This window comes from Marinobacter sp. V34, assembly GCF_055524115.1.
The window spans coordinates 142,804-168,727 of record NZ_JBUPZY010000010.1 but is presented as its reverse complement, the minus strand read 5'-3'; the positions used below and the strand labels follow the sequence as shown (position 1 = coordinate 168,727).

Below are 25,924 nucleotides of genomic sequence, written 5' to 3'. Positions count from 1 at the left end.
TATAGGAAACTCAGCGCTCCCGGCTGGCAGAATTCGGTCTAAGGGCGCATCGTTATGAATCTCAGGTACCGAGGGGCGCCTACTTCAACACTCGATCAATGAGTTACCTATGACCACTGCTACCTGGTTTATCCTACTAGGCTCACTGCTACTGGTAGTTGGCTTTACAGCTTCCTACATCAGAACCGGGCCCGTCACCTCAGCCATTGTGTATCTAGTGATTGGTTTCGTGGTGGGCCCGATGGGCTTTGGCCTGTTTCATTTCAATCCGCTGAAAGAATCCGCACTGCTGGAGTTACTGACTGAAATCGCCGTGTTGATTTCGCTGTATTGTGCGGGCGTAAAAATGCCGGCACCGGTGACATTCAGGCGCTGGCGTAATCCCCTGCGACTCGCCGTAGTTTCCATGGCGCTGACGGTTGGTATCGTGACGCTCTTCGGATATTACTGGCTGGCACTGCCGCTTGGCGCCGCCGTCCTCCTGGGGGCAGTGGTGGCTCCCACGGACCCTGTACTGGCCACTGAAGTACAGGTTCGACATGCCGATGATCCAGACCGGCTGCGGTTTGCGTTAACCAGCGAGGCCGGCATGAACGACGGTAGCGCCTTTCCGTTTGTCATGCTGGGGCTTGGGCTGTTGGGCCTGCATGATCTGGGGAATACGGGATGGCGCTGGTTCGCCATTGATGTTGTCTGGGCCAGTGGCGCGGGGATCGTCATCGGTATTGCTGCTGGCTGCCTTGTGGGGTGGACCGTGCAGAAACTGCGTACGACATATATCCACTCGGAATTTCTGGAAAGCTTTCTGGGGCTTGGCCTGATTGCATTTGCCTATGGCATCAGCCTGTTGGTAAATGCCTGGGGGTTCCTGGCTGTGTTCAGTGCGGCGGTTGCATTGCGGCATACGGAACTGAAGCTGGCAGGCCTCAAACAATCCTACTCAGACCCGACGTCCGGAGAAACCCATCCAGGCGAGACGCCCCAGCCGATCGCACACATACATCAGAGCTCACTGGTCTTCAACGAGCTCCTGGAAAGGCTGGCAGAGATCGTTCTTGTCCTTCTGATTGGCGGTTCCCTGTTCTGGGACTCATGGAGTTGGCGCGCTGTTGGTTTTGCCGCATTCCTGTTCTTTGTCGCGCGCCCCATAAGTGTTCATCTGGGCCTGCTCGGCAGCAAAGCGCCGATACGGTTGCGCAACCTCGCGGGCTGGTTTGGTGTTCGCGGTATTGGATCGCTCTACTACCTCATGTACGCCATCCAGCATGGGTTGCCGAAAGACATCGCATTGGAGTTGATTCACCTGACCCTGGTAGTGGTTGCCCTGTCGATCCTGGTTCATGGCGTAAGCGTTAAACCGGCCATCGCCCGATTCTGGCGGGCGCGAAGATCAGAGCACTGAGGTGCCCGCCAGGATGTAATGCCGCGCCATTAACGAAGCAGTGGCAGCAACGTATTTCGCCATATCGACGTTTCGTACTGCTCGCGGAACCACCCAAGATGGCCTATGCGGTGCCAGCCTATTTCTTTTGGATCAACGCGGTGCATGGTGACTTCAGCCCGGGTGTAGAAACTGTGCAGTGAATCGACATTACGCCGGGACATCATTTCGTCATCGGTGAAGGCGACGGCGGAAATGGGCACCTGTACCGCTGCGAACTGTTCACGCAATGCCTGGCCTTCCTTCCCCACCGCATATTCGGGATCAAGGCACCATTGCCGCCACTGGCGTATCACATTGGGCGGTAGGTCACCCACGATGTTGAGGCGTTTTCCTGGAAAGTAGCCAACCATCCGTACGCAAACCGGTGCCATGAAATACCACAAAAACCAGGCAATACGTTTGGTGGGCGGTGAGTTCTCACGCCAATAACCGCTGCCACAGGCGACGGTGACCACGTGATCCAGATCGTTCACGTTGGGAGTCATGCCCAGCAACTGGCCGCCGACGCTGTGCCCAATCCATTGAAGACGCTGCCCTGGGTAATGCTGCCGAGCAAAATCTATAACCGCCCGGCAGTCCTCGCTCCCCCATTCAGTCACCTTGACGGGGCAGTCCCGCAGATGGCCGTTCAGGGAGGCTCCCATACCGAAATAGTCGAAGGTGATAGCAGTAAAACCCTGGCTGCTCAGGTAGCGTGCAAATTTTTCGTAACAATGCTGCCCCACACCCATAGCGCCAGCCACGATGACGACCGAACTGGACTGATCCGCAGGAAATACCCGAAGTTGGATTCGATGGCCACCCAGCGTCGTGACAGGCGCATCCTTTCTATTCGTTGGCGGTAATGAAGATTCCCTGGCACTCATAATAGTTCTCCTGATACTTGCCGAATACCTTGCCCTGGCGTCAAAAATCGTTGGCGAGATGGTTGAGGAACTTAAGGATGACGGTCACTTCTTCGTCACTGAAACCGTCGGTCATGCGGTTGTTCAATTCCGTGATCAGCGGTTTGGCGCTCTCTATCTTCTCGCGCCCAACATCGGTGAGATACAAGCGGGATGCACGGCCATCCCTGTCACAGGTGCGCCTTTCCAATAAGCCTTTACTCTCCATTCGCCCAGCCAGCCCCGTCAACGCGGAACTGTTCAAATGAAGACTGCGGGCCAGATCCTTCAGCAGACACCCCTCGTTGCCAGCAACCAACAACAGAGCTCCCACCTGGGTTACCGATATTCCCAGCGTTTCTTCGCTACGCTGGTCAGCGTGTTTGTATACCCGATGACGAGCCTTGTTGAGCAGATAGAAAAAACGTTTGTCCATTAGCCTGCCATTTACTTCACATGTGAAATAATAATACTACACATGTGAAATAACTGGCAAGTCCGTCAATTCGACGTTGGACATCCTGCGCCGTCAATTCCTATACTCGAAGTCCATTCCGCTGGAAGACTTTCTTTATGCGCGTTTTCGCCAACCCCGTCGGCTCCGGCTCTCTCTGGTTTGATAATCTTGCCACCGCTGACGGTACGCCGGTGGCCTACGACCCCCAGGCGCGAGCTTTCCTGCCGATGCCACCCTTCTGCGCTAACAGGGACGTGATTGGCTGCAACTGGATCGCACCAGAACAAGGTGCCTTCTGCCGCGCCTGTGCCATGACGGCGCTGGCACCGGACCCGTCTATCGCCAACGCCATCCCCAACTGGGCGCAAACCGAAGCCTCCAAACGCTGGGTAATCGACAATCTGGGTCGCTGGCATTGGTTTCGTCCGGAAGACCCCGGCGCTCGGCCGGTGTTCCATATGCTTGCGGAGGGCCCCACTCCGGTGCCAATGGGCCACGCTCAGGGCGTTGTCACCATCAGCGTGGCAGAGGCAGACCCTGTTCTGCGCACCACCCGCAGGGAGGCTCTGGAAGAACCCTACAGAACGATGATTGGCCACATGCGCCATGAGATCGCCCACATGCTCTGGTGGCGCCTGAGCTTGCGTGAGGACTTCCTGGATGCCTTCCGGGCGATGTTTGGTGATGAACGCATCAGCTATCCGGGCGCACTTCAGCATCATTACGAAAATGGTCCACCCCAGGACTGGAAGTTGTATTACCTCACTAGCTACGCCTCAGCCCATCCCCATGAAGACTGGGCTGAGACTGCTGCCCATTTACTACACCTGACGGACCTGACCGACAGCTTTGTGGCCTCCGGCTTAACCTCTCCGGAAGTACCAGGCCCGAACTGGGATCCCTATTCGGAGCCCGATGCCCAGCGATTGATCCATATCGCCGCGTCCATCGCCATGGGCGTGAACCATGTAAACCGGTCTATGGGCCTGTCGGATTTGTATCCCTTTGTGCTTTCAGACTTTGCCCGCCACAAGCTTGCTTTTGTTCATGACTGGCTCAGGCGCGGAGCCCAGGGGCTCTAGGATCGCGCCACTTCATCGGCCGCAAAGACACGCGGCCGATCAGCTATCGTCCTGATCTCTGACTTTGCCTTCGTGGATGTTTTCCCTGGCTTCCTGGACTTCTTCTCCGTCGGCTTCGGGAACGTCATGCTCATCCTTGCGTGAGGGACGAAAACACAGAGTTGTCAGTATGGGGAAATGATCAGATCCAAAAGCATCCAGGCGGTGGAGCTGTTTGAGAGTGAAATGCTCAGTGGTGAATACATGATCCAGGGGCCAGCGAAGGTACCAACGCTCCGCGTGGAAGGTATTAAACGTACCCCGGCCACGCCGCGGATCCAACATACCGCTGATACGACAGAATAAACGTGTAGTCCTGGACCAGGCGACATCGTTCAGGTCGCCGGCGACGATGGTAGGATAACCTCCCTCATCGACCTCCCGGCCTACCAGTAGCAGTTCAGCATCACGCCACAGAGACTCCTCACTCTCACTCGGCGCAGGCGGACGTGGATGAAGGGCATGAAAGCGGACCCGGTCACTACTGGGCAGCCTCAACCATCCATGGATGGAAGGAATATCATCCTGTATCAGGTACTTTACCTCTGCCTCCTCCAGAGGCAGGCGGGAGTATAGGTGCATCCCGTAGAGGTTGTCCTTTGGTATACGGATAACGGTATGCCAGTCTTCCAACTCAGCATCCAGCTGGTCACCCCACCACTGGTCTGATTCGAGCGTCAGCAGCATGTCCGGCTGCCAGTCCCGCACCTGACGGAGCAGGCCTTCGCTGTTGCGGTTCGGAGTCAGTACGTTCGCAACCATTAACGTAACGCAGCGGTCCGTATTTCCCGACTCGGCAGCCTGAACCTGCAGGGGCCAGAATCGCGTCCAGGGCAATATTCGGTACAACTGCAACACCAGTACCAGCCCACAGAGTGCGATCACCCATAGCCGCAATTCACCTTCCCCAAACACAAATGCAGCGACCGCGGTTACGGAAATAAGCGCAGCGATCTGAACACGGGGAAACTCACAGGCACGTATCCACCAGTCGTGGAGCCGCACCCTTCCGAGTGCGGTGACGGCGAAAAGCACCAGCGCTATCACAAATAATGTGTAGGTAATCAAACGGGCCTCCTGAACGTTGCCGACTTATCAACCTACACAACGAAGCCAACGGATGCACAGAATCTCTCCCCTGCATCCGCTGGCCACCGACTACGGCACTTACGACAGATCGAAGCGATCCGCGTTCATCACTTTGTTCCAGGCTGCCACAAAGTCCTTCGCAAACTTCTCCTTGGCGTCATCCTGGGCGTACACCTCGGAAATTGCACGAAGCTGGGAATTCGAACCAAAGACCAGATCCGCCCGGGTGCCTGTCCATTTAACATCACCGGACTTGCGGTCCCTGCCTTCAAACACATCCTCATCAGCCGACGTTGGCTTCCACTCCGTGTTCAGGTCGGTCAGGTTCACAAAGAAATCGTTCGTGAGCTTGCCCGGCGAGTTGGTCAGCACGCCGTGTTTGGATTGTTTGTAATTGGCACCCAGTACACGCAGGCCGCCCACCAGAACCGCCATCTGCGGTGCGCTCAGGTTTAGCAGCTGCGCCTTATCGACCAACATTTCCTCGTCGGAAACGATGAACGCCGCGCGGCGATAGTTGCGGAACCCATCAGCCTCGGGCTTGAGCCAGTCGAAGGCTTCTACGTCTGTCTGGTCATCGGTGGCATCGGTGCGTCCGGGCGCGAACGGCACGTCGATGCTGTGGCCCGCGTCCTTGGCAGCTTTCTCGACCGCGGCATTACCGCCAAGAACGATCAGGTCCGCCAGGGAAACCTTCTTGTTGCCCGACTGTGCATCGTTAAAGGCTTTCTGTATGCCTTCAAGGGCCTGCAGCACCTTCGCCAGTTGCTGTGGTTCGTTCACCTCCCAGTCTTTCTGGGGAGCCAGGCGAATGCGGGCTCCGTTGGCCCCACCACGAAGGTCCGAACCACGGAACGTCGACGCGGCAGACCAGGCTGTGTACACCAACTCGGAGACCGTCAGGCCAGCGCCCAGAATCTTGCTCTTAAGGTCAGCGATGTCCTGGGCATTGATCAGCTCGTGATCGACCTCCGGCACCGGATCTTGCCAGATCAGATCTTCAGCCGGCACTTCCGGGCCGAGATAGCGGGTTTTTGGGCCCATATCCCGATGTGTCAGCTTAAACCAGGCGCGGGCAAAGGCGTCCGCAAACTCGTCCGGGTTCTTGTGGAAGTGTTCGCAAATCTTGCGGTACTCCGGGTCCTGCTTCATCGCCATATCGGCGGTGGACATCATGATCGGAACCCGCTTGGACGGATCTTCCGAATCGGGCGCCATGTCTTTCTCTGCTAATCCTTTTGGCTGCCACTGCTGAGCACCAGCCGGGCTCTTGGTCAGCTCCCATTCGTAACCAAACAGCACGTCAAAGTAGCTCATATCCCAGGTGGTAGGGCTCGGTGTCCAGGCGCCTTCGAGGCCACTGGTAATGGCATCACGCCCCTTTCCGCTGCTGTGGCTGCTCTTCCAGCCAAGGCCCATTGATTCTATAGGGGATGCTTCCGGCTCTGGGCCTACCTTGTCCGGGTCGCCGGCACCGTGGGTTTTACCAAACGTATGACCGCCAGCAGTCAGGGCTGCTGTTTCGTAATCATTCATCGCCATTCGGGCAAAGGTTTCGCGAATGTCGCGTGCCGAAGCCAACGGATCAGGGTTTCCATCCGGGCCTTCCGGGTTCACATAGATCAACCCCATTTGTACCGCAGCCAGCGGATTTTCCAGGTCACGATCGCCGGAATAACGGCTGTTCGGCTTGTCGCTGGTGGCCAGCCATTCCTTTTCCGCACCCCAGTAAATGTCTTCCTCGGGCTGGAAAATATCTTCACGGCCGCCGGCAAAGCCAAAGGTCTTGAAGCCCATGGATTCAAGGGACACATTGCCGGTCAGGATGAACAGATCGGCCCACGACAGCTTATTACCGTACTTCTGTTTAACCGGCCACAACAGGCGGCGTGCCTTGTCCAGGTTACCGTTGTCTGGCCAACTGCTGACGGGTGCGAAACGCTGGTTGCCGGTGCCGGCACCACCGCGGCCATCGCCCGTTCGATATGTACCCGCGCTGTGCCACGCCATACGGATCATGAATGGACCGTAATGACCATAATCCGCTGGCCACCAGTCCTGAGAGTCCGTCAGGACCATCTCGATATCTTGTTTCACCGCAGCGAGATCAAGCTTCTTGAACTCTTCGGCGTAGTTAAAATCTTCACCCAGTGGATTAGACTTGGGATTATGCTGATGCAGAATCCCCAGATTTAGCTGGTTTGGCCACCAGAACCGATTGTCGGGTTCGCTGGCCCCTAGTTTGGTCATACCGCCGTGCATGACCGGGCACTTACCTTCATTACCGCTCATATCGCTCTCTCCGTCGGTTGCTAACATCGTTGTCGATGTTTTATAGATCGTTGTGGCACTGAGAAACTGAACCAATCAGCTACCAATCTAGTCAATGTACTCCCATTTTTCACTATTAGTTCAGGTTGTATTTTCGTACCAATGTAATAGTTTTTGATTATCACCATATAACCCGCGTGTTACCGGTTGATAACTGTGATCTGGTTGTTGAAGATCTATACTGAACACTCAGAGATATAAACGTTCACTGGCATAGCGACGGGAGTTTTGGATGAACACTCAGGAACAGCTTGAAAGCACCATCCGTGAACTGGTCTGCGAGGGTAAAGGCATTCTGGCGGCGGACGAAAGCAATCCAACCATCGCCAAACGGTTCAAGGCGGTGGGCGTGGAATCCACCGAGGAAAACCGACGACATTACCGCAATCTGATTCTTGGCGCGCCGGGGCTGGGAGAGTATGTCAGTGGCGTGATCCTGTTCGAAGAAACCCTGCGGCAGCACGCAGACGATGGCGCCACACTACCCTCGGTGGCAGCAAAACAGGGCATTGTGCCTGGCATCAAGGTTGATAAGGGCAAGGGCCCGATGATCAACGCGCCCGGGGATGAGATTACCGAGGGCCTGGATGGATTGGCCCAGCGGCTTGAAGACTACAAGCAACTCGGTGCACGGTTCGCCAAATGGCGGAACGTTTACCACATCACCGATACCAACCCCAGTCGCGCCGCGATTGAGGCAAATGCGGAGGTATTGGCACGCTATGCCGCCATCTGCCAGTCCTGTGGTGTGGTGCCCATTGTGGAACCGGAAGTGCTGATCGACGGCGGCCATAGCATCGAGCGTAGCGCAGAAGTAAATGAGGCCGTTATCAACGAGGTATTTCAAGCCCTGCGACGCCATCACGTTGAGCTTGAGACGATGATTCTCAAACCCAGCATGGTGACGCCCGGCAATGCCAATGGCCAGAAAGCAAGCCCGGAGGACGTAGCAAAACACACGTTAAGAGTGTTCCGGCGTGTGGTGCCGGCAGCGGTACCCGGTATCAATTTCCTGTCCGGTGGCCAGACACCGGCTGAAGCGACCTTGAACCTGAACGCCATGAACAGCGGCCCGGCTTTGCCCTGGACGCTCAGCTTTTCCTATGGGCGAGCACTGCAGGAGCCGGCCCAGAAAGCCTGGGCGGGCATTTCCTCCAACCGCGAAGCCGCCCAGGCGGCAATGGTTAAGCGCGCCAAGCTGAATAGCCTTGCCACCCGGGGGCAGTATTCGTCTGATATGGAGGGCTGACCGCCACGGCCAGCCTCCATTTCAACAACCGCCGGTGCAGTTGGCAGTACCATCAAAGCTCATGGTTTTGCCGCTCAAGGGAACGTGAACGGACACTGATGACAGGCCTATGAACTGCTTGGTGCGCGTTCCGTCCCGGACCATGCCATCCTGCGTGGCCGCTTCATTGGCGTGGGATGCGATCACCGCATTTGGCTTTATCAGGTCATTTACCACGTAGGCCGCCTCTTCCGGCCCCGTGGTGTAGGTGTCACCGATGTTGAGAACGACAAGGCTCACGCCGTAGTGGTCTTTGACAACCAGTTTCTGCTCAGCGGTGATACCGGTATCGCCGGACAGGTACACCACCAGGCCATTGGTGAACGTGAGCACGTAGCCGGTGGGCGGCCCAACACTGGCGCCAACGCCCGCCGCTTTCAGGTATTCCGCCAGCGGGCCGGTAAGGAAACTCGGCGACAGGCCGTTGCTGTGAACGGCGGGCACGGTTGTGATGGCCACACCGCCCACCACCCGTTCAGCCCCGAACCTTACCAACAGAGAATCCTCTGGATTACCTTCCACGCTTTTGAGCTTGCTGGCAAAAAAGGCCGGCATTTCGCTACCCGTTACGATCTTTGCTTTCTTGGCGGCGGTGATGTTCACGGAATTGGACTCCGGCAGCACCACCACCGGCACCTCCGGCCCACCACAGCTGCCCTGGTTGACCTCTCGGATGTGTCGGTCACCCACATGGTCCCCGTGAACGTGGGAGACCAATACCACATCAATGTCGCCCAATCGTGGGTCATCTGCGCCCGCAACGGTTCGACCGGCATCGTAAAGGATTCGGGTGCCATTGGGGTCTTCAAAGATGAGCGCCCGGTCCATGGCACAGAATTCGCCGTCATGGCTCCCAAGCGGGGTAACGTTGACGGTGTCGGCCGCAGCCGACAGCGATACGGCGCTTGCCAGAAAGGCAGCAACCAGACTCTTGCAGGCGATGTTCATTTCTCCCTCTCCACTGTTTTTGGCGATACCCTAACCATACGAAGCATTCGTCACTTCATAGCAGTGTAGCTGGAGATTGGGGTTCCCGGATGGTAAGAATGAACGGGCCTATGCCGCTTCGGTAACCCGGACGGGCTGCCGCAGGCAGGCCAGCATGGGTGCCACGTCACGGATTTTTCTGGCTTCGGGCCACAGCCACTGGGCCTCCGCGTAGCCGCCACGCAGATAGTTCAGCCATTGCTTGATACGGCCGGTCACGAACCTGTCTTCAAGACGTTCCTGCAGCGCAACAGCGTAGCCTTCTACCAGCCTGACCACCTCGGGCCAGGTCATATCCGCCACCGATTCCTCAAGTTGACTGGCACGAATTCGCCTTGCCAGATCCGGCCGGGCGATCAGCCCACGACCGATCATCACATCGTCACAGCCGGAGACCTCCCGGCAGCGCCAGTAATCAGCCACGGTCCAGATCTCGCCGTTGGCGATCACATGGGTCTTGACCGCTTCCCTGACCTTCGCCACTTCTTCCCAATACGCAGGCGGCTTGTATCCGTCTACCTTGCTTCGGGCGTGAACCACGATTTCGGACGCGCCGGCCGCTTCCAGCGCCTGACCACAGGCAACGCCCTTGGAACGGTCATCGTACCCCAGGCGCATTTTCGCGGTCACCGGCACATGCGCAGGCACAGCGGTACGAACCGCTTCCGTTATCTGTTGCATCAACTCGGGCTCGCGCATGAGTACACAGCCACCCTTGTGCCTGTTCACGGTTTTGGCGGGGCAACCGAAATTGATATCAACCTGTGTGGCGCCCAGTTCCACCGCCTTGGCGCCATGCAGCCCCATCTGGACGGGGTCTGAGCCCAGTAGTTGAACGGCCACCGGCACACCAACCCGGGTTTCGCATCGGTTGTGCAGTTCCGGGGCGTATTTGTAGAAAATACGGGGCGGCAGCATGCCCTGAGTCACGCGAATAAATTCCGTCACGCACCGGTCGATGCCACCAACGGCTGTTAGTGTCTCTCGAATGGGTGCATCAACCAGCCCTTCCATTGGGGCAAGGATTATTCGCATTAGGGCTCCACGAATTGATCAAGGAATAAACGGGTGGGAATTGTAGAGAAGTTTTAGGGGCGTTGGTAGGTCGGAATCACAGCCGCTCAACGCTGGCGAACTTGCCCTGGTCATCAAACAGGATACGAAAGCTGCCCTGGACACCGTCTCGAAGGTAGAACCGGGAGAGGATACGGGCCGGGAAGCGGACGGAACGCCCGTCCCGGGCCGTGGTGTGGACGTCCGTCGCCGAGCCCTGATAAAGCTTGATCCACTCATCAGGGCTGATATCAACGTCCACAATAATCTGCTGCATCAGTCGGCCTTAGTTGGCGAGCTCAAGCAGCAAACGGTTCAGGCGGCTGACGTACGCGCCCGGGTCCTGCAGCTGTTCACCACTAGCCAGGGTTGCCTGGTCCAGCAGTACTGCAGACAGCTCCTTAAAGCGATCCTCGCCCTGCTCTTTCTCAAGGCGTTGAACCAGCGGATGCTCCACGTTGATTTCGAAAATCGGTTTGCTGTCGGGCACTTTCTGGCCCGCCGCTTCCATGATCTTCTTCATCTGTGCGCCCATGTCGAAGTCGCCAACCACCAGGCAGGCTGGTGAATCGGTCAGGCGGTTGGTTACCCGCACTTCCTGAACCCGGTCGTCCAGCGAGGTTTTGATGCGCTCCAGCAGGTTCTTGTGCTCCTCGGCGGCTTCTTCCTTGTGCTTCTTATCTTCCTCAGTTTCCACTTCACCAAGGTCGAGATCACCACGGGCAACGTCCTGGAACTGCTTGCCGTCGTATTCGTTCAGGTAGCCCATCATCCACTCGTCGATCCGATCGGAAAGGATCAGCACTTCGATGCCTTTCTTGCGGAATACTTCGAGGTGTGGGCTGCTCTTGGCCGCCATGAAGTTGTCGGCGGTGATGTAGTAAATCTTGCTCTGGCCTTCCTTCATTCGGCCGATGTACTCATCCAGAGACACGGTCTGCGCCTGTTCACCAGTGTGAGTGGACGCAAAGCGCAGCAGGCCGCCAATTTTCTCGCGGTTGCTGAAGTCTTCCGCCGGGCCTTCCTTCAACACGGTACCGAACTCGTTCCAGAACTTCTGGTACTGCTCCGGCTCTTTCTTGGACAGCTTGGACAGCATATCCAGAACGCGCTTGGTGACGGCTGTGCGGATGCTTTCTACGGTACTGTCGTTCTGCAGAATCTCCCGCGAGACGTTCAGAGACAGGTCGTTGGAATCAATCACGCCCTTGGTGAAGCGCAGGTACAACGGCAGGAACTGCTCGGCGTCGTCCATAATGAACACACGCTGAACATACAACTTAAGTCCACGAGGCGCTTCCCGGTTATACAGGTCAAACGGCGCACGGCCCGGCACATACAGAAGGCTGGTGTAATCCAGCTTGCCTTCCACCTTGTTATGGGACCAGGTCAGCGGGTCTTCGAAATCGTGGGCAATGTGCTTGTAGAACTCCTTGTACTCCTCGTCCTTGATCTCGCTACGAGACAGTGTCCACAGTGCGGTGGCGTCGTTAACCGTCTCATACTCGCCCTTTTCGCCCTCTTCTTCGGATTCGGACTTCATCACTACCGGGAAGGAGATGTGGTCGGAGTACTTCTTCACCAGGTTACGCAGGCGGAAACCGTCCGCAAATTCCTTGGCTTCGTCCTTCAGATGTAGAACGATTTGCGTTCCACGCTCGGTCAGATCCACGTTCTCGATGGTGAACTGTCCATCACCAGCAGACTGCCAGTGAACGCCCTCTTCAACCGGGGTACCTGCTCGGCGGGTAAACACTTCCACGGAATCGGCAACAATGAACGAGGAATAGAAGCCAACACCAAACTGACCGATCAGTTTGCTGTCTTTCTTCTCGTCACCGGAAAGCTGCTTGAGAAACTCAGCAGTACCAGACTTGGCGATGGTGCCCAGGTTCTGGATAACATCGTCCCGGTTCATGCCGATACCGTTGTCGGTCAGGGTGACGGTGTTCTTTTCGGCGTCGTAGTCCAGGCGAATTTTCAGCTCTGGGTCGCTTTCGAACAGGCTGTCGTCTTTCAACGCAGCGAAACGCAGTTTGTCTTCAGCATCCGAGGCGTTCGAAATCAGCTCACGAAGGAAGATTTCCTTGTTGGAATACAGGGAATGGATCATCAGGTTAAGCAGTTGCTTAACTTCAGTCTGAAAACCCAGAGTCTCTTTTTGCGATTCAACCGTCATGGCTTGTTTTGTCTCCTGCTTGTTTACGTTCGGAGTAGTTCCTGTTTGAGCACCGAGCCCACCTGCTTGCTTGCACCAAGGCCAAGCATGTTGAGATGGGAAATGGGGTTCACACGGGGTATTTCAACCCCGGCAAGATGAATTCAGTCTTCCAGAAGGAAGTGCGCACGGGCGGTCGCGATGGGTTGGGAGCGGGACTTCTGCCAGGCGGTGATCATCACATTGGCCACGCGGTTGCCCTGTCGGGTGAGCTGACATTCAGCGAACGTCTCGCGGTTTAGGCCAGCACGAAGGTAGTCCAGTGAAAAATCGACGATGCGAGGCATACGCAGGGTTTCCTGGGACATCATCAGGTAGATCAACGCAGAAAGCTCCATGAAGCCACCAATCACCCCGCCATGGATGGCCGGCAGTATCGGGTTGCCAAGGTTTTCCTCTTTCATCGGTAGGCGGAAAATCAGGTCGTCGCCGAAACGATCGCACTCGAGGCCAATAAAACGAGCGTAAGGGATACTCTCCAGCATGCGGGAGAAATCACCGGTTTCCTGGGTGTAACGGAGGATTTCCGGATTGGTCATTCTTCGCCTCCAGTAATCAGGTCGCGGAACGACTTCGGGCTTGCTTCCTTGCCAATACGCATGAACGTGCCGACACAGTTGGCGATGGTTTCCCCTGGCTCCTGGTACGCCTCACAGCGGGTAAAAATAATGTTGCGGGTAACCTTATAGGTTTCAGCACGGGCGTACACCGGCTTGTGTGGTTCGGCAGGGCGCATGTAATCCACCCTCAGGTCCAGGGTCGGGCACAACTCAAAATCATCCAGACTGCACATGATCACGGAGCCGGAAGTGGTGTCCATCAGCGTTGTGATGGCACCGCCATGGATAACCCCCGTATCGGGGTTGCCAATAATGCGGTCACTGTAAGGAAGGCAGAGAGTCAACTCCCCTACTTTCGCAGATGTCACTGTCAGGCCCAATTCGCGCCCCTGGTTGAGGGTGTTTATAAACCGGCGAACCCGGTCCATCCTCATGGAGTCTTTCATAACGTTTGGCTCGTCAGGTCAGTTTTAGGTTTCTTTACCGGCTTCTTTTTTTCCGGTTTCAGGCTTTGGTGAAGGTTCCTCAAACACCTTGCCGGATCGCAGTGCCAACAGTGCGGTAGAGCGAAACTCCCGACGGTACAGAACGATAACAATCAAAGTGGAGGCCCCCATAAACACCAATGGATGGATAAACCACGAAACCACGGCCAAAGCGTAGTAGTAGGAGCGCAACCCCAGGTTGAAGGCATCGCCGGCCAGGTTGCAAACGCTTCCGGCACTTTTTGCAAAGGCTTCCCTGGAGGCAGGGCTGGCCTTGGTGTCAGTGGTCAGCGGTGCACTGCCAATCAGCACGGAAACGAAATTGTACATCCGCATGGACCAGGTGAACTTGAAGAAAGCGTAGATGAAAATCACCATCAGCACGACCATTCGCATTTCCCAGATTTCCCGGCTGGGCAGAGTGCCGAACGGCATGGTGCTGAATACTTCCATCACCTCTTGGGTATATCCGAGCGCCGTGATGATACCGGCCAGGATCAACAGGCAACTGGACGCGAAAAAAGCGCCATTGCGCTCAAGGTTGCCCACCACGGAGGCGTCGGATATGCGGTTATCCCGGCGGAGCATCACGCGCATCCAGTCTTCACGGTAAAGATCCAACGTGTTGGAAAGACAGGGGCGATCATTGGCCTTGCGCCTGGAGTACTCGGAATAGCCCAGCCAACAGATCAAAAACCAGACCAGGGCAATGAGTTCCAGATAGTTGCTCATGAAGTCGTTCCGGATGCGGTATAAAACGGGAAACAGAGCTTTCAATCATACCCCAAAGCCGACAAAGCCTCCACACAACAAGCTCTTACGGGTAGTATCACAGCCACTCACAGGGATATGGTATAAACATTCCAATGCCCAGTAACGGCAACCGCGGATATCCGCCAGGGTCTGCCCAGGTATTCAAACAAGGAGTTTATCGTGAACGTTCACACAGGCTTTCAACGTCTTACCGTTTTTGTTGTGGTGGCCTTCCTCGCCGGGTGTTCAGTCAATCCAGTTACCGGCGAAAAGCAGCTGTCACTGATTCCCGAGAGCCAGGAGCTTTCCATCGGCAGTGAGCAGTACAAGCCCACGCAGCAAACCCAGGGCGGCCAGTTCTACCTTGACCCGGAACTGAACCTGTACGTCAGCCAGGTAGGCCAGAAGCTGGCAAAAGTCAGTGACCGGCCCGACCTACCCTACGAGTTCGTGGTTCTGAACAGCAGTGTGCCCAATGCCTGGGCCCTGCCCGGTGGCAAGATCGCCATCAATCGCGGCTTGCTGATGGAATTTGAAGACGAAGCCCAACTCGCGTCGGTCCTTGGCCATGAAATTGTTCATGCCGCCGCGCGACACAGTGTTCAGCGCATGCAGCAAGGCATGCTGATCAGCGCAGGCGTAGCGGGATTGGGTTTTGCCCTGTCTGATAACGAGTGGGCAGGCCTGATCATGGGCGGCGCCGCCATGGGAGCACAGCTTGCACTCGCCCAATACAGCCAGGGCGATGAGCTGGAGTCTGACCACTATGGCATTCGTTACATGAAAGCGGCCGGATACGATCCACAGGCAGCGGTGGAATTACAGGAACTGTTTGTTCGGCTCTCCGAGGGCCGGGATACAAGCTTTATTGAAGGCATGTTCGCGACTCACCCACCATCGCAGAAGCGGGTTCGTGAAAACCAGGAACTGGTCAATAAAATTGGCGCCGGCGGCTATCGTGGCGAAGAAACCTACGAGAAAAAACTGTCGTTCCTTCGCAGCCGCCAGCCTGCTTACGACGCCTATGACGAAGCCATGAAACTCGCCAGCGACGACAAACTGGACGCGGCGCTTGCCAAGGTTAACGAAGCTATAAAAGTAGAACCCGAAGAAGCCGCTTTCTATTCTCTTCGGGGCCGTATCTACAGGGCTCAGGAAAACCTTGATAAAGCCTCTGCAGACTTCGACAAGGCCACATCGCTGTATCCGGAGATGTTCACCTACCAGCTTCACAGCGGTCTGAGCGCCCTGGAGCTGAACAACTATGACAAAGCCCGCAAACACCTCAGCCAGGCCAATCAGGTTGTGCCCACCTCCATAGCTTATTTGCGCCTGGGAGACGTTGCCGTTGAGCAGGGTAAACGCCAGGAGGCCATCCAGTATTACAGCACCGCGGCAGAAGCCGGAGGCGAGGTCGCAGAAGAGGCAAAACGCAAGCTGGCCCAACTGACGCAGAACTGACGTCATCGTCCGCATTGACTTTTAGAGCAATAACTCTAAAAATCGATGTACTTAAACAACAATCGGACGATTGCCATGCTTGCGAAACGTATCCAGCCGATGGTGTTCCAGGCCCGGCGGCTTTATGTAGAGCTGATGTTCCAGGTGATGGGGCGCGCGCTCCAGGCTGTCAGTGAAATTGATTCTGCGGTGCAACAGGAAGCCCGGGCGCTACCCGCTGGCTTCCTGTTTGAAATGATGGTGATGCCTGATGGGTCACGGCTCATTGTTGAACACACGGGGAATGGCCGCTTTCATTACCACGGGGACGCGGCACCACGCCCGGTGGATCTGTCCATTCAGTTCAAGCACATCGCTCACGCCTTCCTCGTGCTCTCGTTCCAGGAAAAAACGTCAGTGGCGTTCGCCAACGACCGCATGCTGGTGGATGGCGATATCAGTTATGCCATTCGCATGACTCGCGTCCTCAATCGGCTTGAAACCTTCATCCTGCCCAAGCTGGTGGCAAAACGTGCGGTAAAGGAATACCCCTCAAACCTTCATCTGCCTGAGAAACTTCTCAGCGCAGCCCGTATTTATCTCAAGGTTGCAACCCATTTTGTCGAGACGGTGAGAGCATAATGACGAACCAATATTACGAGTTTTTCTGCCCGGTCAAAGTCATCGCTGGCAAAGCGGCCCTGGAGCATATTCCCTACGAGCTTACCGGCCTTGCCGCCAAGCGCCCGATGATCGTGACCGACAAGGGTGTCAGAGCCGCCGGCCTTCTGGACCCGGTGGTCGCAGCCTGCGAGGAAAGCGGGCTGGAAATCATCAGCATCTACGATGATGTACCGCCGGACTCATCCACCGACGTGGTCAGGGACATTGCTGGCATCTATCGCAGCGAGAAATGTGATTCCATCATTGCTGTTGGGGGTGGTTCTGCCATTGATACCGCCAAGGCCGTGAACATTCTGGTGTCGGAAGGCGGTGACGACATTGCGGCCTACAGTGGAGCGGGCGTGATCAAACACCCCCTGAAGCCGTTCCTGGTGGTTCCAACGACCGCTGGTACGGGCTCGGAAGTAACCTCGGTAGCCGTCATCACCGACACAACCAAGTCAGTGAAGCTCCCTTTCACTTCGTCATTCCTGCTGCCTAACGCGGCAGTGATCGACCCCAGGATGACACTCACACTGCCGCCGCACATCACGGCTGCCACCGCCATGGATGCCATGACCCATGCCACGGAAGCCTTTACCTGCATGGCCAAGAACCCGCTTAGCGATGCCTATGCAACGGCGGCGGTCAAGAAGATCAGCACCTCGCTGCTGCAGGTGATGGATAACCCGAAGGACAGCGATGGCCGACTTGAGCTGGCGCAGGCCTCCACCATGGCCGGAATTGCGTTTTCAAACTCAATGGTCGGATTGGTTCACGCCCTGGGACACGCTACCGGTGCCATCTGCCACCTGCCCCACGGTTTATGCATGAGCCTATACCTGCCTTACGTGCTGGAGTACAACCTTGAGTCTATCCGAGCGCCGCTTGGTGAACTGCTGCTGTACCTTGAGGGCCCTGATGTCTATTCGGCCACTCCGGCCAGCCGTCGCGCGGAAGCCAGCATTTCAGCCCTGCGCAAGCTGCGTGACGAACTCCACAAACGCTGCAAATTGCCCCGCACTCTCAAGGAAACCGGCAGCGTTGAGGAACACCAGCTTGATACCATCGCCGAAATGGCCATGGACGACGGCGCCATGATGTTCAATCCGAAAGAGGTTAGCCTCGAAGATGCTCGCGCGGTTCTGAAGCGCGCCTGGGCCTGATCGGGTAACGCCCGACACCCGGCTCAGGTCGGGTGTTTCAGGCCATTCAGGGAATACAGGCCGACACTCAACGCTACAAAAACATTCAAATCATGTCATTGAAATTGACAGGAGAAACAGTGACAATTCTGCAGTAGCTGGCAGGGATGTAGCCGGGTTAGAAAATCTTCTTGAAACAGAGCCTCGCATCTATGCGCAACGACTCATTCAGTCGGCACATCCCGATCGCTATTGCGTCACTGGCACTCCTGTTTGCGCCTCTTTATGGCGCAACCGCATTCGCTACCGAGAGTGCGCCCTCGCAGGACGCCAAGCGCGCATTCCGATTTAACGTCTCACCGAATGGCTATCCTCCTTACCTGATTACAGAAGGCGATAAACAGTCCGGCATAATGTGGGATGTCGTCGTCCTGGTTGCTGAGCGGTTGAACTATCGAGTTGTCGCCGAGAAAATCCCCCGCAAACGTGTCGATCAGATGCTGATGGACGGCTACATAGACGGCACTACCCGGGCGAAAGAGTGGACTGACAACCCCGAGGATTTTGTCTTCACAGACCCAGTGGTTAACATTGAAGAAGTTCTGTTTGTACCGAAAGGCTCAACGTTTCAGTTTGAAGTGCCTGAGGATCTGCTCTCAAAAACCCTGGTTACCCATCTCGGCTATCACTACCCCCCATTGGAACCGTATTTTGAATCTGGAGACATCAAGCGCTTTGATGTTTCCAAAGACCGGGACATGTTCCTATACGTTCTTCATGGCGAGGATCTCGACGCCGCGGTCGCAGATCGCCTGGTTGGCAAGTGGATCCTGCGGAACGAGGGGCTCCAGAGAGAGTTCACCACTACCTCGACCAAGCTCAGCGAATACGGTTTCCGACTGATGCTCCGGAAGGAGTGGGCACCTTTTGCCAACGCGTTTAACCGGGAACTCCAAGCCCTCAGGGAGAACGGCAGACTGGATGAGATCCTCTCCAACTACCGTTAACTCCGGAACCGCCCCGGTTATTCAAGTCGCCTGAGCAAGAGCATCGGCGATACACTCAGTACTGGCTTCAATTGCCAGCGACCGAACAGCGCCAACACCAGGGCGCTGAGTAGTGGGATGGGCAGTATGGCCTGCCAGTGCCAACGGAACTCGCCCTCGAACATACGGAACTGCAACGCCCAGACAGCGCCCTCTGCAGCCGCAACGCCGAGAATACCGGCAAAGAATCCCAGTAGCGCGAACTCCAGCATGGTACTCCTTACCAGCAGTGTTTGCCTGCCGCCCAAAGTCCTGAGCAGAGCGCCTTCCCGTTGTCGGTCCTGCATGGTGGCACTGACCACCGCCGCCATCACTACCAGGGCTGCTGCCAGGATCAATGCCAATATCGCTTCGATGGCCTGGGTAACCTGCCGTACGATTTCCTGGATACGCTCAATCACGTGGTCGATCTCAAGCACGGAAACCGTGGGAAACCGGCGTGAGAAATCGTTGAGCTGGGATTTCAGGTCCGCCGGCAGATAGAACGCCGTAATCCACGTCGCAGGCATGTCTTCCAGCCCACCTCCCGGGGGAAATGCCATGTAAAAATTGGGTTTCATGCTGTCCCACTGGACCGTACGAATACTGGTAACCGTTTCCGTGATCTTCTCTGAGCCAATGGTGAATCCAAGCTCGTCTCCCACCTCAACACCGAGCTTTCCGGCCAGTTCAGCTTCAATGGACACGCCGTCGGTCTGTCCTTTCGTGAACCACCGGCCAGCGACAATGCCGTTGTCGTCCGGCAGCTCTTCCATCCAGGTCAGGTTCAACTCGCGGTTAAGGGCGCCGACCCGTTCGTCTTTGGTCACAGCCTCTTTCACCGGCTGCCCATTCAATTCTGTAAGCCGGCCACGAACCATCGGATACAGCTTTTCCAGAGGGTGCCCGCGCTCCGCCCAGAACTCATCCACCTCACCCACCGCCTCCGGGGCGATATTGATCAGGAAGTGGTTAGGCGTATCTTCAGGCAGTTGCGACTGCCAGTCGTCCAACAAGGACGTTCTGACGAGGATCAATGTGGCCGCCAGCATCAACGTCATGGCGAATACCGCAATCTGCGACAAGCTCGCCCTGCGATGCCGGTACAGGCCCACCAACGCCAGCCGCCATGCGTTTCCACCACCGCTGATGCGCCGCAGTGTAGTGACCATCAACCACCCAAGCAGGCCCAGAGTACCGAGCAGCAAGGCAAGCCCCCCGAGCAGAGACAGCACCAGGGACACTTCCCTGGCGTACATCCATACCAAGCCAAAGATTGCGACAACTGCAATCACAAGGTCGGGAATCGCTTCGCGGCCGGATTCGCCAGGCTGGCTTCGTAGCACCCGCATAGCCGGCACATTCCGCAGCCTGCGGATGGGCGGATACGCAAAGGCAAACAGCGACACTAGCGCCGTCAACAGCGCCGGCGCCAACGCATTGGGATCGATCTGGTAGTCTATCTGTCGCTCCAGCACATCCCCCAACACGCTGGACAGCAACCAATACAGGGGTAAGGCCACCAACAAGCCACCAACAGCACCAACAACACCCCACAGAGCCAGCCGACGCAGATACAGGCGACCTATTCCCTGGCTGCGAACCCCCAGGGTTTTCAATAACGCCACGGTATCCCGCTGCGACAACGCGTACTGACGGCTGGCGACCGCGACAGCAACCGCCGCCAACATGACCGCCAGGCTGCCACCCAGCAACAGAAAACGCTCAGCCCGCTCCAGGGAGCGGGAGAAGGTCTCGCCGTCACGCACACCCTCCCACTCGTGGCTGGGCTCCAGTTGTGGTTGCAGCCAACGGTAGTAGTCGTTGAGCAACGCTTCTTCACCGGCAAACAGGTACACATATTCAACCCGGCTGCCCTCCTGAATCACACCGGTCGCCCCAACGTCGTCAGCGTGCATCATTACCCGTGGTGCTAAAGCGGACATATTGAAGCCGCCGTCCGGCTCACGTACCAGCAGACCGGAAATAGTCAGGCCCTGATTACCAACCTCCAGAGTGTCTCCCGGTTCGAGCTCCAGAAGCCGCAGCAAACGCGGGTTGATCCAGACCTCGCCCGGCGCAGGGCCATGGGCGACCGTTTGCCTCGGCGCCTCAGCACCTTCCTGGTATTCCACTTCGCCCCGTAGCGGGTATTCGTTATTAACCGCCTTGACCGACACCAACTGGAAATTCCCGGCACCGAAAACCATAGTGGAAAACTCGATCATGCGGGCGGTTTCCAGCCCCCGCTGCTCGGCTTCCTGCATCCAACCCTCGGGAATTGGCCGGCCGTTTTCCGCTTCCAGTTGGCGGTCTGCGGCAAGAAAGGAACTGGCTGACGACACCAGAGTACGCTGCAACTGGCTGGCAAACAGAGCAATGGTTGCTACCGTGGCAACTGCTATGATCAGCGCCGAGAGTACGACACGAACGTCCCGTTCCCGCCAGTCTCGTTTGACCGACATGAGTTTTTTCGAGGCCGCCATCAATTCACCGCTTCCGGCTGCTGGGCGGTCTTAGGTTCGGTCAATACACCCGCCTCGATATTGAATTGTCGGCCACAGCGGGCGGCAAGTCGTTCGTCGTGGGTCACCATGACCAGTGTTGTGCCCTGCTCCCGGTTCAGAGCCATCAACAGGTCGGATACGTCAGCGCCGGTTCGGTTGTCGAGGTTGCCCGTGGGTTCGTCGGCAAACAGGATGGCCGGCTCGGAGGCAAAGGCGCGAGCAATGGCTACCCGCTGCTGTTCGCCACCGGAGAGCTGCCTCGGTGTGTGCGAAAGCCGCTCGCCAAGCCCGACCCGCTCCAACAACTCCTTCGCTTTGGCTTTTGGAGAATCGAAACCGCCCAATTCCAGCGGCAGCATAACGTTCTCCAGCGCCGTCAATGCCGGCAATAACTGGAATGACTGGAACACGAAACCAACCCGGCGGGACCGGAGTTTCGCGCGTTCATCCTCACTGAGCTGGCTGATCACTGAGCCATCAAGCTCAACGATGCCGTCAGACGGGGTATCCAACCCGGCCAACAGCCCCAACAACGTCGTTTTGCCCGAGCCGGAGCGCCCGACAATGGCGACGGATTCACCCCGGTTGATTTCCAGACTGACCCCCTGCAAGATCGTCAACGTATCTGTCTCAAGGCTGACCTTATGCGTCAGGTTACTGACTTTCAGCATGGGGCTAACATTATCCGGTTTGTGATCACTTAAGTCGCTCACGAACTCTCCACAACGGTTGTATTGAACACAGGACCTCTATGCATACGGTATTTTTACGCCTGAGATCAATAGTTTTTCTCGCTTTAATGTGTGTTGGTGCGCAGGCTCAGGCCAGCCAGAGCACACTGATGATCGTTGGAGACAGCCTCAGCGCAGCCTACGGTGTGCAAACCGGGGATTCCTGGGTGGCGCTGCTTCGGGAACGGCTTGGCAGCGAGGGCCTGGACCACTGGCAGGTGGTCAACGCCAGTATCAGCGGCGAAACCACTGATGGCGGTCTGCGCCGCCTGCCCGACCTTCTGGACAAGAACGAACCGGCAGTCGTTGTCATCGAACTCGGTGGTAACGATGGCCTGCGGGGATTTCCGCCCAACGTTATCCGCCGGAATCTGGCAAACATGATTGAGCAGGTAAAGGAGACAGGCGCCGAAACCCTGCTGGTGGGTATGCAGATTCCACCCAATTACGGCCAGCGATACACCCGCGCCTTCGCGAACATCTATCCCGAACTTGCCGAAGAGCACAAGACCGAACTGCTCCCCTTCTTCCTGGAAGGTATCTATAACCAGGAGGGCATGATGCAGGGCGATAGCATTCACCCGACGGCGGAAGCACAGGGGCAGTTGCTGGATAACATCTGGCCGGTGCTCGAGCCCATGCTCAGGGATTAGTCCTGCCTCAGGCTGCCAGCGTGCGGGCATGCGCCACGGCCCGCCGCTCCGACCAGTAATAGCCATCCTGGACGTGCTCAACAAAGCCGACGTGGCCGCCCCAACGAGGCGCCTCCAGCCGCACGTATGCCCCCAGCTGTGCTCGGGATTCCGGAAAACACTGCTGGGACAGGAACGGATCATCCGCAGCGTTAACCATCAGAGCCGGCACACGGATGTCTTTGAGAGACCACAGCGCAGAGCAGTTCGCCCAATAATCCCGGGCATCGCGAAAACCGTGTAACGGTGCGGTGTAGCGGTCATCAAACTCATGGAAACTGCGAATTTTTTCGAACCCGGTAACATCAATCAGTCCCGGGAACCGTTTTGACTTCTCTTCCATCTTCACGTGAAGGTCGCGCAGAAAACGCTGCATATAGATACGCCGGCTGGGACGGGCCAACGTATCGGCACTGCCGGCCAGGTCACAGGGCACCGAGTATGTGACAGCGCCGCAGATACGGCTATCCACCTGCTCCGACTGCTGCCCAAGATATAGGAGTGTGAGGTTACCGCCCATGCTGAAGCCTGAGAGCAGAACTTTTCCATATCCCTGAGCGAGTCCATGCTGCACCACCCTACCCAGGTCGCCGGTTGCACCGCTATGGTAAAAGCGGGGCTGGTGGTTCATCACACCGCCGCACGAACGAAAGTTCCAGGCCAATACGTCCCAGCCGTCATTCAACAGCGCCCGCGCCAAACCCTGCATGTATGGCCGCTGACTGTGCCCTTCCAGCCCATGAGACAATACCGCCAACCGGTCATTTCCCTGGCGATACCAATCCAGATGCAACTCGTCATCGTCCTCTGTTGACAGCGACTCCCTTACCGGCTTTTTCAATGATACCGTACGGAACAAGGTCGGCCAGACAGACTGGACATGGCCATTGCGCAACCAGAGAGGTGGCTTGTAATCCAGATTGTGATCGTACAAAATTTAACCTTTCAATTCATGGGGTTGACGCCGCCGGGCAAAGCCCCTATTATGCGCGCCATTCCGACTTTGTTCCCCGATAGCTCAGTTGGTAGAGCAACGGACTGTTAATCCGTTTGTCGCTGGTTCGAGCCCAGCTCGGGGAGCCACTTACAGCACCTCCCTTCGCTGCATGAACTCCCGCAGCACCCGAAACAACGTTACCCCATCTCTGGTTCCTGCCATTTCCCGGATTGAGTGCATGCCAAATTGCGGCACACCGATATCCAGCGTTGTCACCCCAAGGTTGCCAGCCGTCAACGGACCAATCGTGCTTCCACACCCCATGTCACTGCGCACCACAAAGGTTTGGTATGGCAAGTCCAGTTCGTCGCTGATGTGGCGATAGAACGCAGCGGAGCGACTGTTAGTGGCGTAGCGCTGGTTGTGGTTGACCTTGATGACCGGACCCCGATTGAGGATGGGCCCGTGGTTCTCGTCGTGCCTGTCCATGTAGTTGGGGTGAATCCCGTGTGCGTTGTCGGCCGAGATCATCATGGAACGGGCAATCGCGCGGGCCCGGCCCTTGCCACACCAACGGTCCAGCACCGCTGACAGGAACGGCCCCTGAGCGCCTTCTGCAGACATGCTACCCACTTCCTCATGGTCGTTGCATACCAGCAGCGCTGGCTCATCACCGGAGGATTCAATCAATGCCTGCAGCCCGATGTAGCAACTCAGCAAGTTGTCCAGCCTGGCCGAGGCAATAAAGTCATCGCGCAGCCCGACAATCGACGCCGGCTGGGCATCGTAAAAACCCAGTTCGTAACCCAGAATCTTGCGAACCCCGATACGCGGCTGCTCTTTGGCCAACTGCTCCGTGAGAAGATCGGCAAAACGCGTGGTGTCGTCTTCCGGTACCTGCATCAGTATCGGCGGCAGATCCGTTTGCGGATTAACGGTGCGATTGCTGTTGGCTTCCCGGTCCAGGTGAATGGCCAGGCTGGGTATGTAGGCCACAGCTTTGCGAAAATCGACCAGCGTGTCCTTCACCGACCCGGACTCATCCACATACGTCACCCGGCCGGCCAGGGACAGGTCACGATCAAACCAGGGGTTCAGTAACACGCCGCCATAGACTTCCACGCCCACTTGGAAAAACCCCTTGCGGCGCAGTTCCGGGTTTGGCTTCACCTTCAGGCAGGGGCTGTCCGTGTGAGCGCCCACCATACGAATGCCTGCTTCGGCGACATCGCGGCGGCCGGTGCGGAACGCCACAATGGATGACCCGTTACGGATGGCGTAGTAACCCTGCCCTGCCTCGAGTTCCCAGTCCTCTTTTTCATCCAGGGCCCTGAAACCCGCCTGATCAAGACGATGCTTCATACTGGCTACGGCGTGCCAGGGGGTCGGTGAGGCGTTCAGAAATTCGAGCAAATCGGTGTTAAATTCAGCGTGTTCCATGATGTCCCTGATAAACTGATAATTGCGGCGCCAGTATGGCATGATGGCGCCCGACGTCATATCCGTACAAAACGGCTGCCCGCGCAGCCCGGCTACCCGGAGAGTGTACCTTGCCCGCACCGCGTTTTCTCGATATCGAATACTGCCAGACCGACGACGTTCTGTTCCCCGTGGCCATGGCCTGGTCACTGGAAGACGGGCAGATGAAAACCGTTGTTATCGCCCCGGCCGACGAGTGGATACCGGAAGACGCCGACCTGGGCGATATTGACCTGCTTTATCTCGAAGAACAGGGCGTGCCGCTGATCGAGCTGGCCCAGGAGCTGCATCAGGACCTGCCAGACCAGACTGTCTATGTTGACGGCATGGACCCGGACGAAATCCTGGTGGATTTGATCTTTACCGCCGTCGCCATGGACGCGCCCTTCGAAATCGCTGGCATGGAGGAGCTGATTACATCCATGCCTCGCGAGGAACTGGACGACCGCCGCAGGCAACTGCTGTCTGACGAAGGCCTCGAACCCCAACTGCCCGAAAACGGGGTCTATGCACTCTTGTTGATTGCGCGTGAGGAAGGTTTCTTCGACTAAGCCCCATCCTACAACGTCGCTGGCAATGCGAACTGTGACTTGTGTCGACGTAACAAACAGTTACAGAAGGCAGAATCTGTCGGA

At 56.9% G+C, this 25,924-nt stretch carries 24 protein-coding genes and 1 tRNA gene; 10 read left to right on the top strand and 15 right to left on the bottom strand.

What is annotated here, in order from left to right:
* Positions 1-109: 109 nt before the first annotated feature.
* Positions 110-1,402, top strand: coding sequence for a cation:proton antiporter (locus AC0B60_RS16520; RefSeq protein WP_465087012.1), 1,293 nt, complete (start codon positions 110-112; stop codon positions 1,400-1,402).
* A 29-nt stretch (positions 1,403-1,431) separates the two neighbouring features.
* On the opposite strand, the gene AC0B60_RS16515 is transcribed toward AC0B60_RS16520, so the two are convergent.
* Both AC0B60_RS16515 and AC0B60_RS16510 read right to left on the bottom strand, forming a co-directional pair.
* The gene (locus tag AC0B60_RS16515) at positions 1,432-2,310 is read right to left on the bottom strand and encodes an alpha/beta hydrolase family protein (protein ID WP_465087011.1); all 879 of its coding nucleotides are present in this window, start codon (positions 2,308-2,310) and stop codon (positions 1,432-1,434) included.
* A 40-nt stretch (positions 2,311-2,350) separates the two neighbouring features.
* Positions 2,351-2,764 carry a MarR family winged helix-turn-helix transcriptional regulator gene (locus AC0B60_RS16510; protein WP_465087010.1) on the bottom strand — a complete coding sequence of 138 codons (414 nt, stop codon included), beginning with the start codon at positions 2,762-2,764 and terminating at the stop codon, positions 2,351-2,353.
* Positions 2,765-2,901: 137 nt separating this feature from the next.
* Between AC0B60_RS16510 and AC0B60_RS16505 the strand changes: the two genes are divergently transcribed.
* Positions 2,902-3,867 (top strand): zinc-binding metallopeptidase family protein, encoded by a 966-nt coding sequence (locus AC0B60_RS16505; protein WP_465087009.1) that lies wholly within the window; start codon positions 2,902-2,904, stop codon positions 3,865-3,867.
* A gap of 39 nt (positions 3,868-3,906) precedes the next feature.
* Here the strand turns inward: AC0B60_RS16505 and AC0B60_RS16500 are convergent, their stop codons facing one another.
* Both AC0B60_RS16500 and katG read right to left on the bottom strand, forming a co-directional pair.
* Positions 3,907-4,974, bottom strand: coding sequence for an endonuclease/exonuclease/phosphatase family protein (locus tag AC0B60_RS16500; protein WP_465087008.1), 1,068 nt, complete (start codon positions 4,972-4,974; stop codon positions 3,907-3,909).
* 99 nt (positions 4,975-5,073) lie between these two features.
* Positions 5,074-7,287, bottom strand: a complete 2,214-nt coding sequence (gene katG, locus AC0B60_RS16495) for a catalase/peroxidase HPI (RefSeq protein ID WP_465087007.1) — start codon at positions 7,285-7,287, stop codon at positions 5,074-5,076.
* 271 nt (positions 7,288-7,558) lie between these two features.
* On the opposite strand from katG, the gene AC0B60_RS16490 reads away from it, so the two are divergent.
* Positions 7,559-8,575 carry a class I fructose-bisphosphate aldolase gene (locus tag AC0B60_RS16490; protein ID WP_465087005.1) on the top strand — a complete coding sequence of 339 codons (1,017 nt, stop codon included), beginning with the start codon at positions 7,559-7,561 and terminating at the stop codon, positions 8,573-8,575.
* Between the two features lie 21 nt (positions 8,576-8,596).
* Here the strand turns inward: AC0B60_RS16490 and AC0B60_RS16485 are convergent, their stop codons facing one another.
* The 7 genes from AC0B60_RS16485 to AC0B60_RS16455 form a co-directional block, all read right to left on the bottom strand.
* Complete coding sequence (locus tag AC0B60_RS16485) at positions 8,597-9,562, bottom strand: MBL fold metallo-hydrolase (RefSeq protein WP_465087004.1); 966 nt, start codon at positions 9,560-9,562, stop codon at positions 8,597-8,599.
* Between the two features lie 108 nt (positions 9,563-9,670).
* Positions 9,671-10,636, bottom strand: coding sequence for a tRNA dihydrouridine synthase (locus tag AC0B60_RS16480; RefSeq protein WP_465087003.1), 966 nt, complete (start codon positions 10,634-10,636; stop codon positions 9,671-9,673).
* A 76-nt stretch (positions 10,637-10,712) separates the two neighbouring features.
* The gene (locus tag AC0B60_RS16475; protein ID WP_465087002.1) at positions 10,713-10,931 is read right to left on the bottom strand and encodes a DUF2835 domain-containing protein; all 219 of its coding nucleotides are present in this window, start codon (positions 10,929-10,931) and stop codon (positions 10,713-10,715) included.
* A 9-nt stretch (positions 10,932-10,940) separates the two neighbouring features.
* Entirely contained in the window at positions 10,941-12,833 is a 1,893-nt protein-coding gene (htpG, locus tag AC0B60_RS16470; RefSeq protein ID WP_465087001.1) for a molecular chaperone HtpG, read from the bottom strand.
* Positions 12,834-12,976: 143 nt separating this feature from the next.
* The gene (locus AC0B60_RS16465) at positions 12,977-13,411 is read right to left on the bottom strand and encodes a PaaI family thioesterase (RefSeq protein WP_465087000.1); all 435 of its coding nucleotides are present in this window, start codon (positions 13,409-13,411) and stop codon (positions 12,977-12,979) included.
* On the bottom strand, positions 13,408-13,878 hold the full coding sequence (locus AC0B60_RS16460; protein WP_465086999.1) for a PaaI family thioesterase: 471 nt from the start codon (positions 13,876-13,878) through the stop codon (positions 13,408-13,410). The genes AC0B60_RS16465 and AC0B60_RS16460 overlap by 4 nt, the downstream gene beginning before the upstream one ends.
* 24 nt (positions 13,879-13,902) lie before the next feature.
* Positions 13,903-14,649 carry a DUF599 domain-containing protein gene (locus AC0B60_RS16455; protein WP_465086997.1) on the bottom strand — a complete coding sequence of 249 codons (747 nt, stop codon included), beginning with the start codon at positions 14,647-14,649 and terminating at the stop codon, positions 13,903-13,905.
* Between the two features lie 201 nt (positions 14,650-14,850).
* Here AC0B60_RS16455 and AC0B60_RS16450 point away from each other — a divergent pair, with 201 nt between their 5' ends.
* From AC0B60_RS16450 to AC0B60_RS16435, 4 genes are all read left to right on the top strand, one after another.
* Complete coding sequence (locus tag AC0B60_RS16450; RefSeq protein WP_465086996.1) at positions 14,851-16,131, top strand: M48 family metalloprotease; 1,281 nt, start codon at positions 14,851-14,853, stop codon at positions 16,129-16,131.
* A gap of 75 nt (positions 16,132-16,206) precedes the next feature.
* Positions 16,207-16,752: a hypothetical protein gene (locus AC0B60_RS16445; RefSeq protein WP_465086995.1), complete on the top strand. Its 546-nt coding sequence runs from the start codon at positions 16,207-16,209 to the stop codon at positions 16,750-16,752.
* Positions 16,752-17,939 carry an iron-containing alcohol dehydrogenase gene (locus AC0B60_RS16440; protein WP_041333110.1) on the top strand — a complete coding sequence of 396 codons (1,188 nt, stop codon included), beginning with the start codon at positions 16,752-16,754 and terminating at the stop codon, positions 17,937-17,939. The genes AC0B60_RS16445 and AC0B60_RS16440 overlap by 1 nt, the downstream gene beginning before the upstream one ends.
* A gap of 191 nt (positions 17,940-18,130) precedes the next feature.
* Positions 18,131-18,925: a substrate-binding periplasmic protein gene (locus tag AC0B60_RS16435; RefSeq protein ID WP_465086993.1), complete on the top strand. Its 795-nt coding sequence runs from the start codon at positions 18,131-18,133 to the stop codon at positions 18,923-18,925.
* A 17-nt stretch (positions 18,926-18,942) separates the two neighbouring features.
* On the opposite strand, the gene AC0B60_RS16430 is transcribed toward AC0B60_RS16435, so the two are convergent.
* Positions 18,943-21,429, bottom strand: coding sequence for an ABC transporter permease (locus AC0B60_RS16430; RefSeq protein ID WP_465086992.1), 2,487 nt, complete (start codon positions 21,427-21,429; stop codon positions 18,943-18,945).
* A complete protein-coding gene (locus AC0B60_RS16425; protein WP_465087073.1) occupies positions 21,429-22,121 on the bottom strand; it encodes an ABC transporter ATP-binding protein in 693 nt (230 codons plus the stop codon). The genes AC0B60_RS16430 and AC0B60_RS16425 overlap by 1 nt, the downstream gene beginning before the upstream one ends.
* Positions 22,122-22,201: 80 nt before the next feature.
* Between AC0B60_RS16425 and AC0B60_RS16420 the strand changes: the two genes are divergently transcribed.
* Positions 22,202-22,834 (top strand): arylesterase, encoded by a 633-nt coding sequence (locus AC0B60_RS16420; protein WP_465086991.1) that lies wholly within the window; start codon positions 22,202-22,204, stop codon positions 22,832-22,834.
* Positions 22,835-22,841: 7 nt separating this feature from the next.
* Here the strand turns inward: AC0B60_RS16420 and AC0B60_RS16415 are convergent, their stop codons facing one another.
* Positions 22,842-23,807 carry a YheT family hydrolase gene (locus tag AC0B60_RS16415; RefSeq protein ID WP_465086990.1) on the bottom strand — a complete coding sequence of 322 codons (966 nt, stop codon included), beginning with the start codon at positions 23,805-23,807 and terminating at the stop codon, positions 22,842-22,844.
* Between the two features lie 73 nt (positions 23,808-23,880).
* Here AC0B60_RS16415 and AC0B60_RS16410 point away from each other — a divergent pair.
* Positions 23,881-23,956, top strand: a tRNA-Asn gene (locus AC0B60_RS16410).
* Position 23,957: 1 nt separating this feature from the next.
* On the opposite strand, the gene AC0B60_RS16405 is transcribed toward AC0B60_RS16410, so the two are convergent.
* Complete coding sequence (locus AC0B60_RS16405; RefSeq protein WP_465087072.1) at positions 23,958-25,250, bottom strand: M18 family aminopeptidase; 1,293 nt, start codon at positions 25,248-25,250, stop codon at positions 23,958-23,960.
* Between the two features lie 110 nt (positions 25,251-25,360).
* On the opposite strand from AC0B60_RS16405, the gene AC0B60_RS16400 reads away from it, so the two are divergent.
* The gene (locus AC0B60_RS16400) at positions 25,361-25,840 is read left to right on the top strand and encodes a hypothetical protein (RefSeq protein WP_465086988.1); all 480 of its coding nucleotides are present in this window, start codon (positions 25,361-25,363) and stop codon (positions 25,838-25,840) included.
* The last annotated feature ends 84 nt before the right edge of the window (positions 25,841-25,924 follow it).

Coding starts and splice junctions, on each gene's coding strand:
- htpG (WP_465087001.1), bottom strand. CDS start 12,833: ATGACGGTTGAATCGCAAAAAGAGACTCTGGGTTTTCAGACTGAAGTT.
- AC0B60_RS16420 (WP_465086991.1), top strand. CDS start 22,202: ATGCATACGGTATTTTTACGCCTGAGATCAATAGTTTTTCTCGCTTTA.
- AC0B60_RS16455 (WP_465086997.1), bottom strand. CDS start 14,649: ATGAGCAACTATCTGGAACTCATTGCCCTGGTCTGGTTTTTGATCTGT.
- AC0B60_RS16505 (WP_465087009.1), top strand. CDS start 2,902: ATGCGCGTTTTCGCCAACCCCGTCGGCTCCGGCTCTCTCTGGTTTGAT.
- AC0B60_RS16510 (WP_465087010.1), bottom strand. CDS start 2,764: ATGGACAAACGTTTTTTCTATCTGCTCAACAAGGCTCGTCATCGGGTA.
- AC0B60_RS16430 (WP_465086992.1), bottom strand. CDS start 21,429: ATGGCGGCCTCGAAAAAACTCATGTCGGTCAAACGAGACTGGCGGGAA.
- AC0B60_RS16485 (WP_465087004.1), bottom strand. CDS start 9,562: ATGAACATCGCCTGCAAGAGTCTGGTTGCTGCCTTTCTGGCAAGCGCC.
- AC0B60_RS16445 (WP_465086995.1), top strand. CDS start 16,207: ATGCTTGCGAAACGTATCCAGCCGATGGTGTTCCAGGCCCGGCGGCTT.
- AC0B60_RS16475 (WP_465087002.1), bottom strand. CDS start 10,931: ATGCAGCAGATTATTGTGGACGTTGATATCAGCCCTGATGAGTGGATC.
- AC0B60_RS16520 (WP_465087012.1), top strand. CDS start 110: ATGACCACTGCTACCTGGTTTATCCTACTAGGCTCACTGCTACTGGTA.
- AC0B60_RS16440 (WP_041333110.1), top strand. CDS start 16,752: ATGACGAACCAATATTACGAGTTTTTCTGCCCGGTCAAAGTCATCGCT.
- AC0B60_RS16465 (WP_465087000.1), bottom strand. CDS start 13,411: ATGACCAATCCGGAAATCCTCCGTTACACCCAGGAAACCGGTGATTTC.
- AC0B60_RS16435 (WP_465086993.1), top strand. CDS start 18,131: ATGCGCAACGACTCATTCAGTCGGCACATCCCGATCGCTATTGCGTCA.
- katG (WP_465087007.1), bottom strand. CDS start 7,287: ATGAGCGGTAATGAAGGTAAGTGCCCGGTCATGCACGGCGGTATGACC.
- AC0B60_RS16425 (WP_465087073.1), bottom strand. CDS start 22,121: ATGCTGAAAGTCAGTAACCTGACGCATAAGGTCAGCCTTGAGACAGAT.
- AC0B60_RS16515 (WP_465087011.1), bottom strand. CDS start 2,310: ATGAGTGCCAGGGAATCTTCATTACCGCCAACGAATAGAAAGGATGCG.
- AC0B60_RS16405 (WP_465087072.1), bottom strand. CDS start 25,250: ATGGAACACGCTGAATTTAACACCGATTTGCTCGAATTTCTGAACGCC.
- AC0B60_RS16480 (WP_465087003.1), bottom strand. CDS start 10,636: ATGCGAATAATCCTTGCCCCAATGGAAGGGCTGGTTGATGCACCCATT.
- AC0B60_RS16460 (WP_465086999.1), bottom strand. CDS start 13,878: ATGAAAGACTCCATGAGGATGGACCGGGTTCGCCGGTTTATAAACACC.
- AC0B60_RS16490 (WP_465087005.1), top strand. CDS start 7,559: ATGAACACTCAGGAACAGCTTGAAAGCACCATCCGTGAACTGGTCTGC.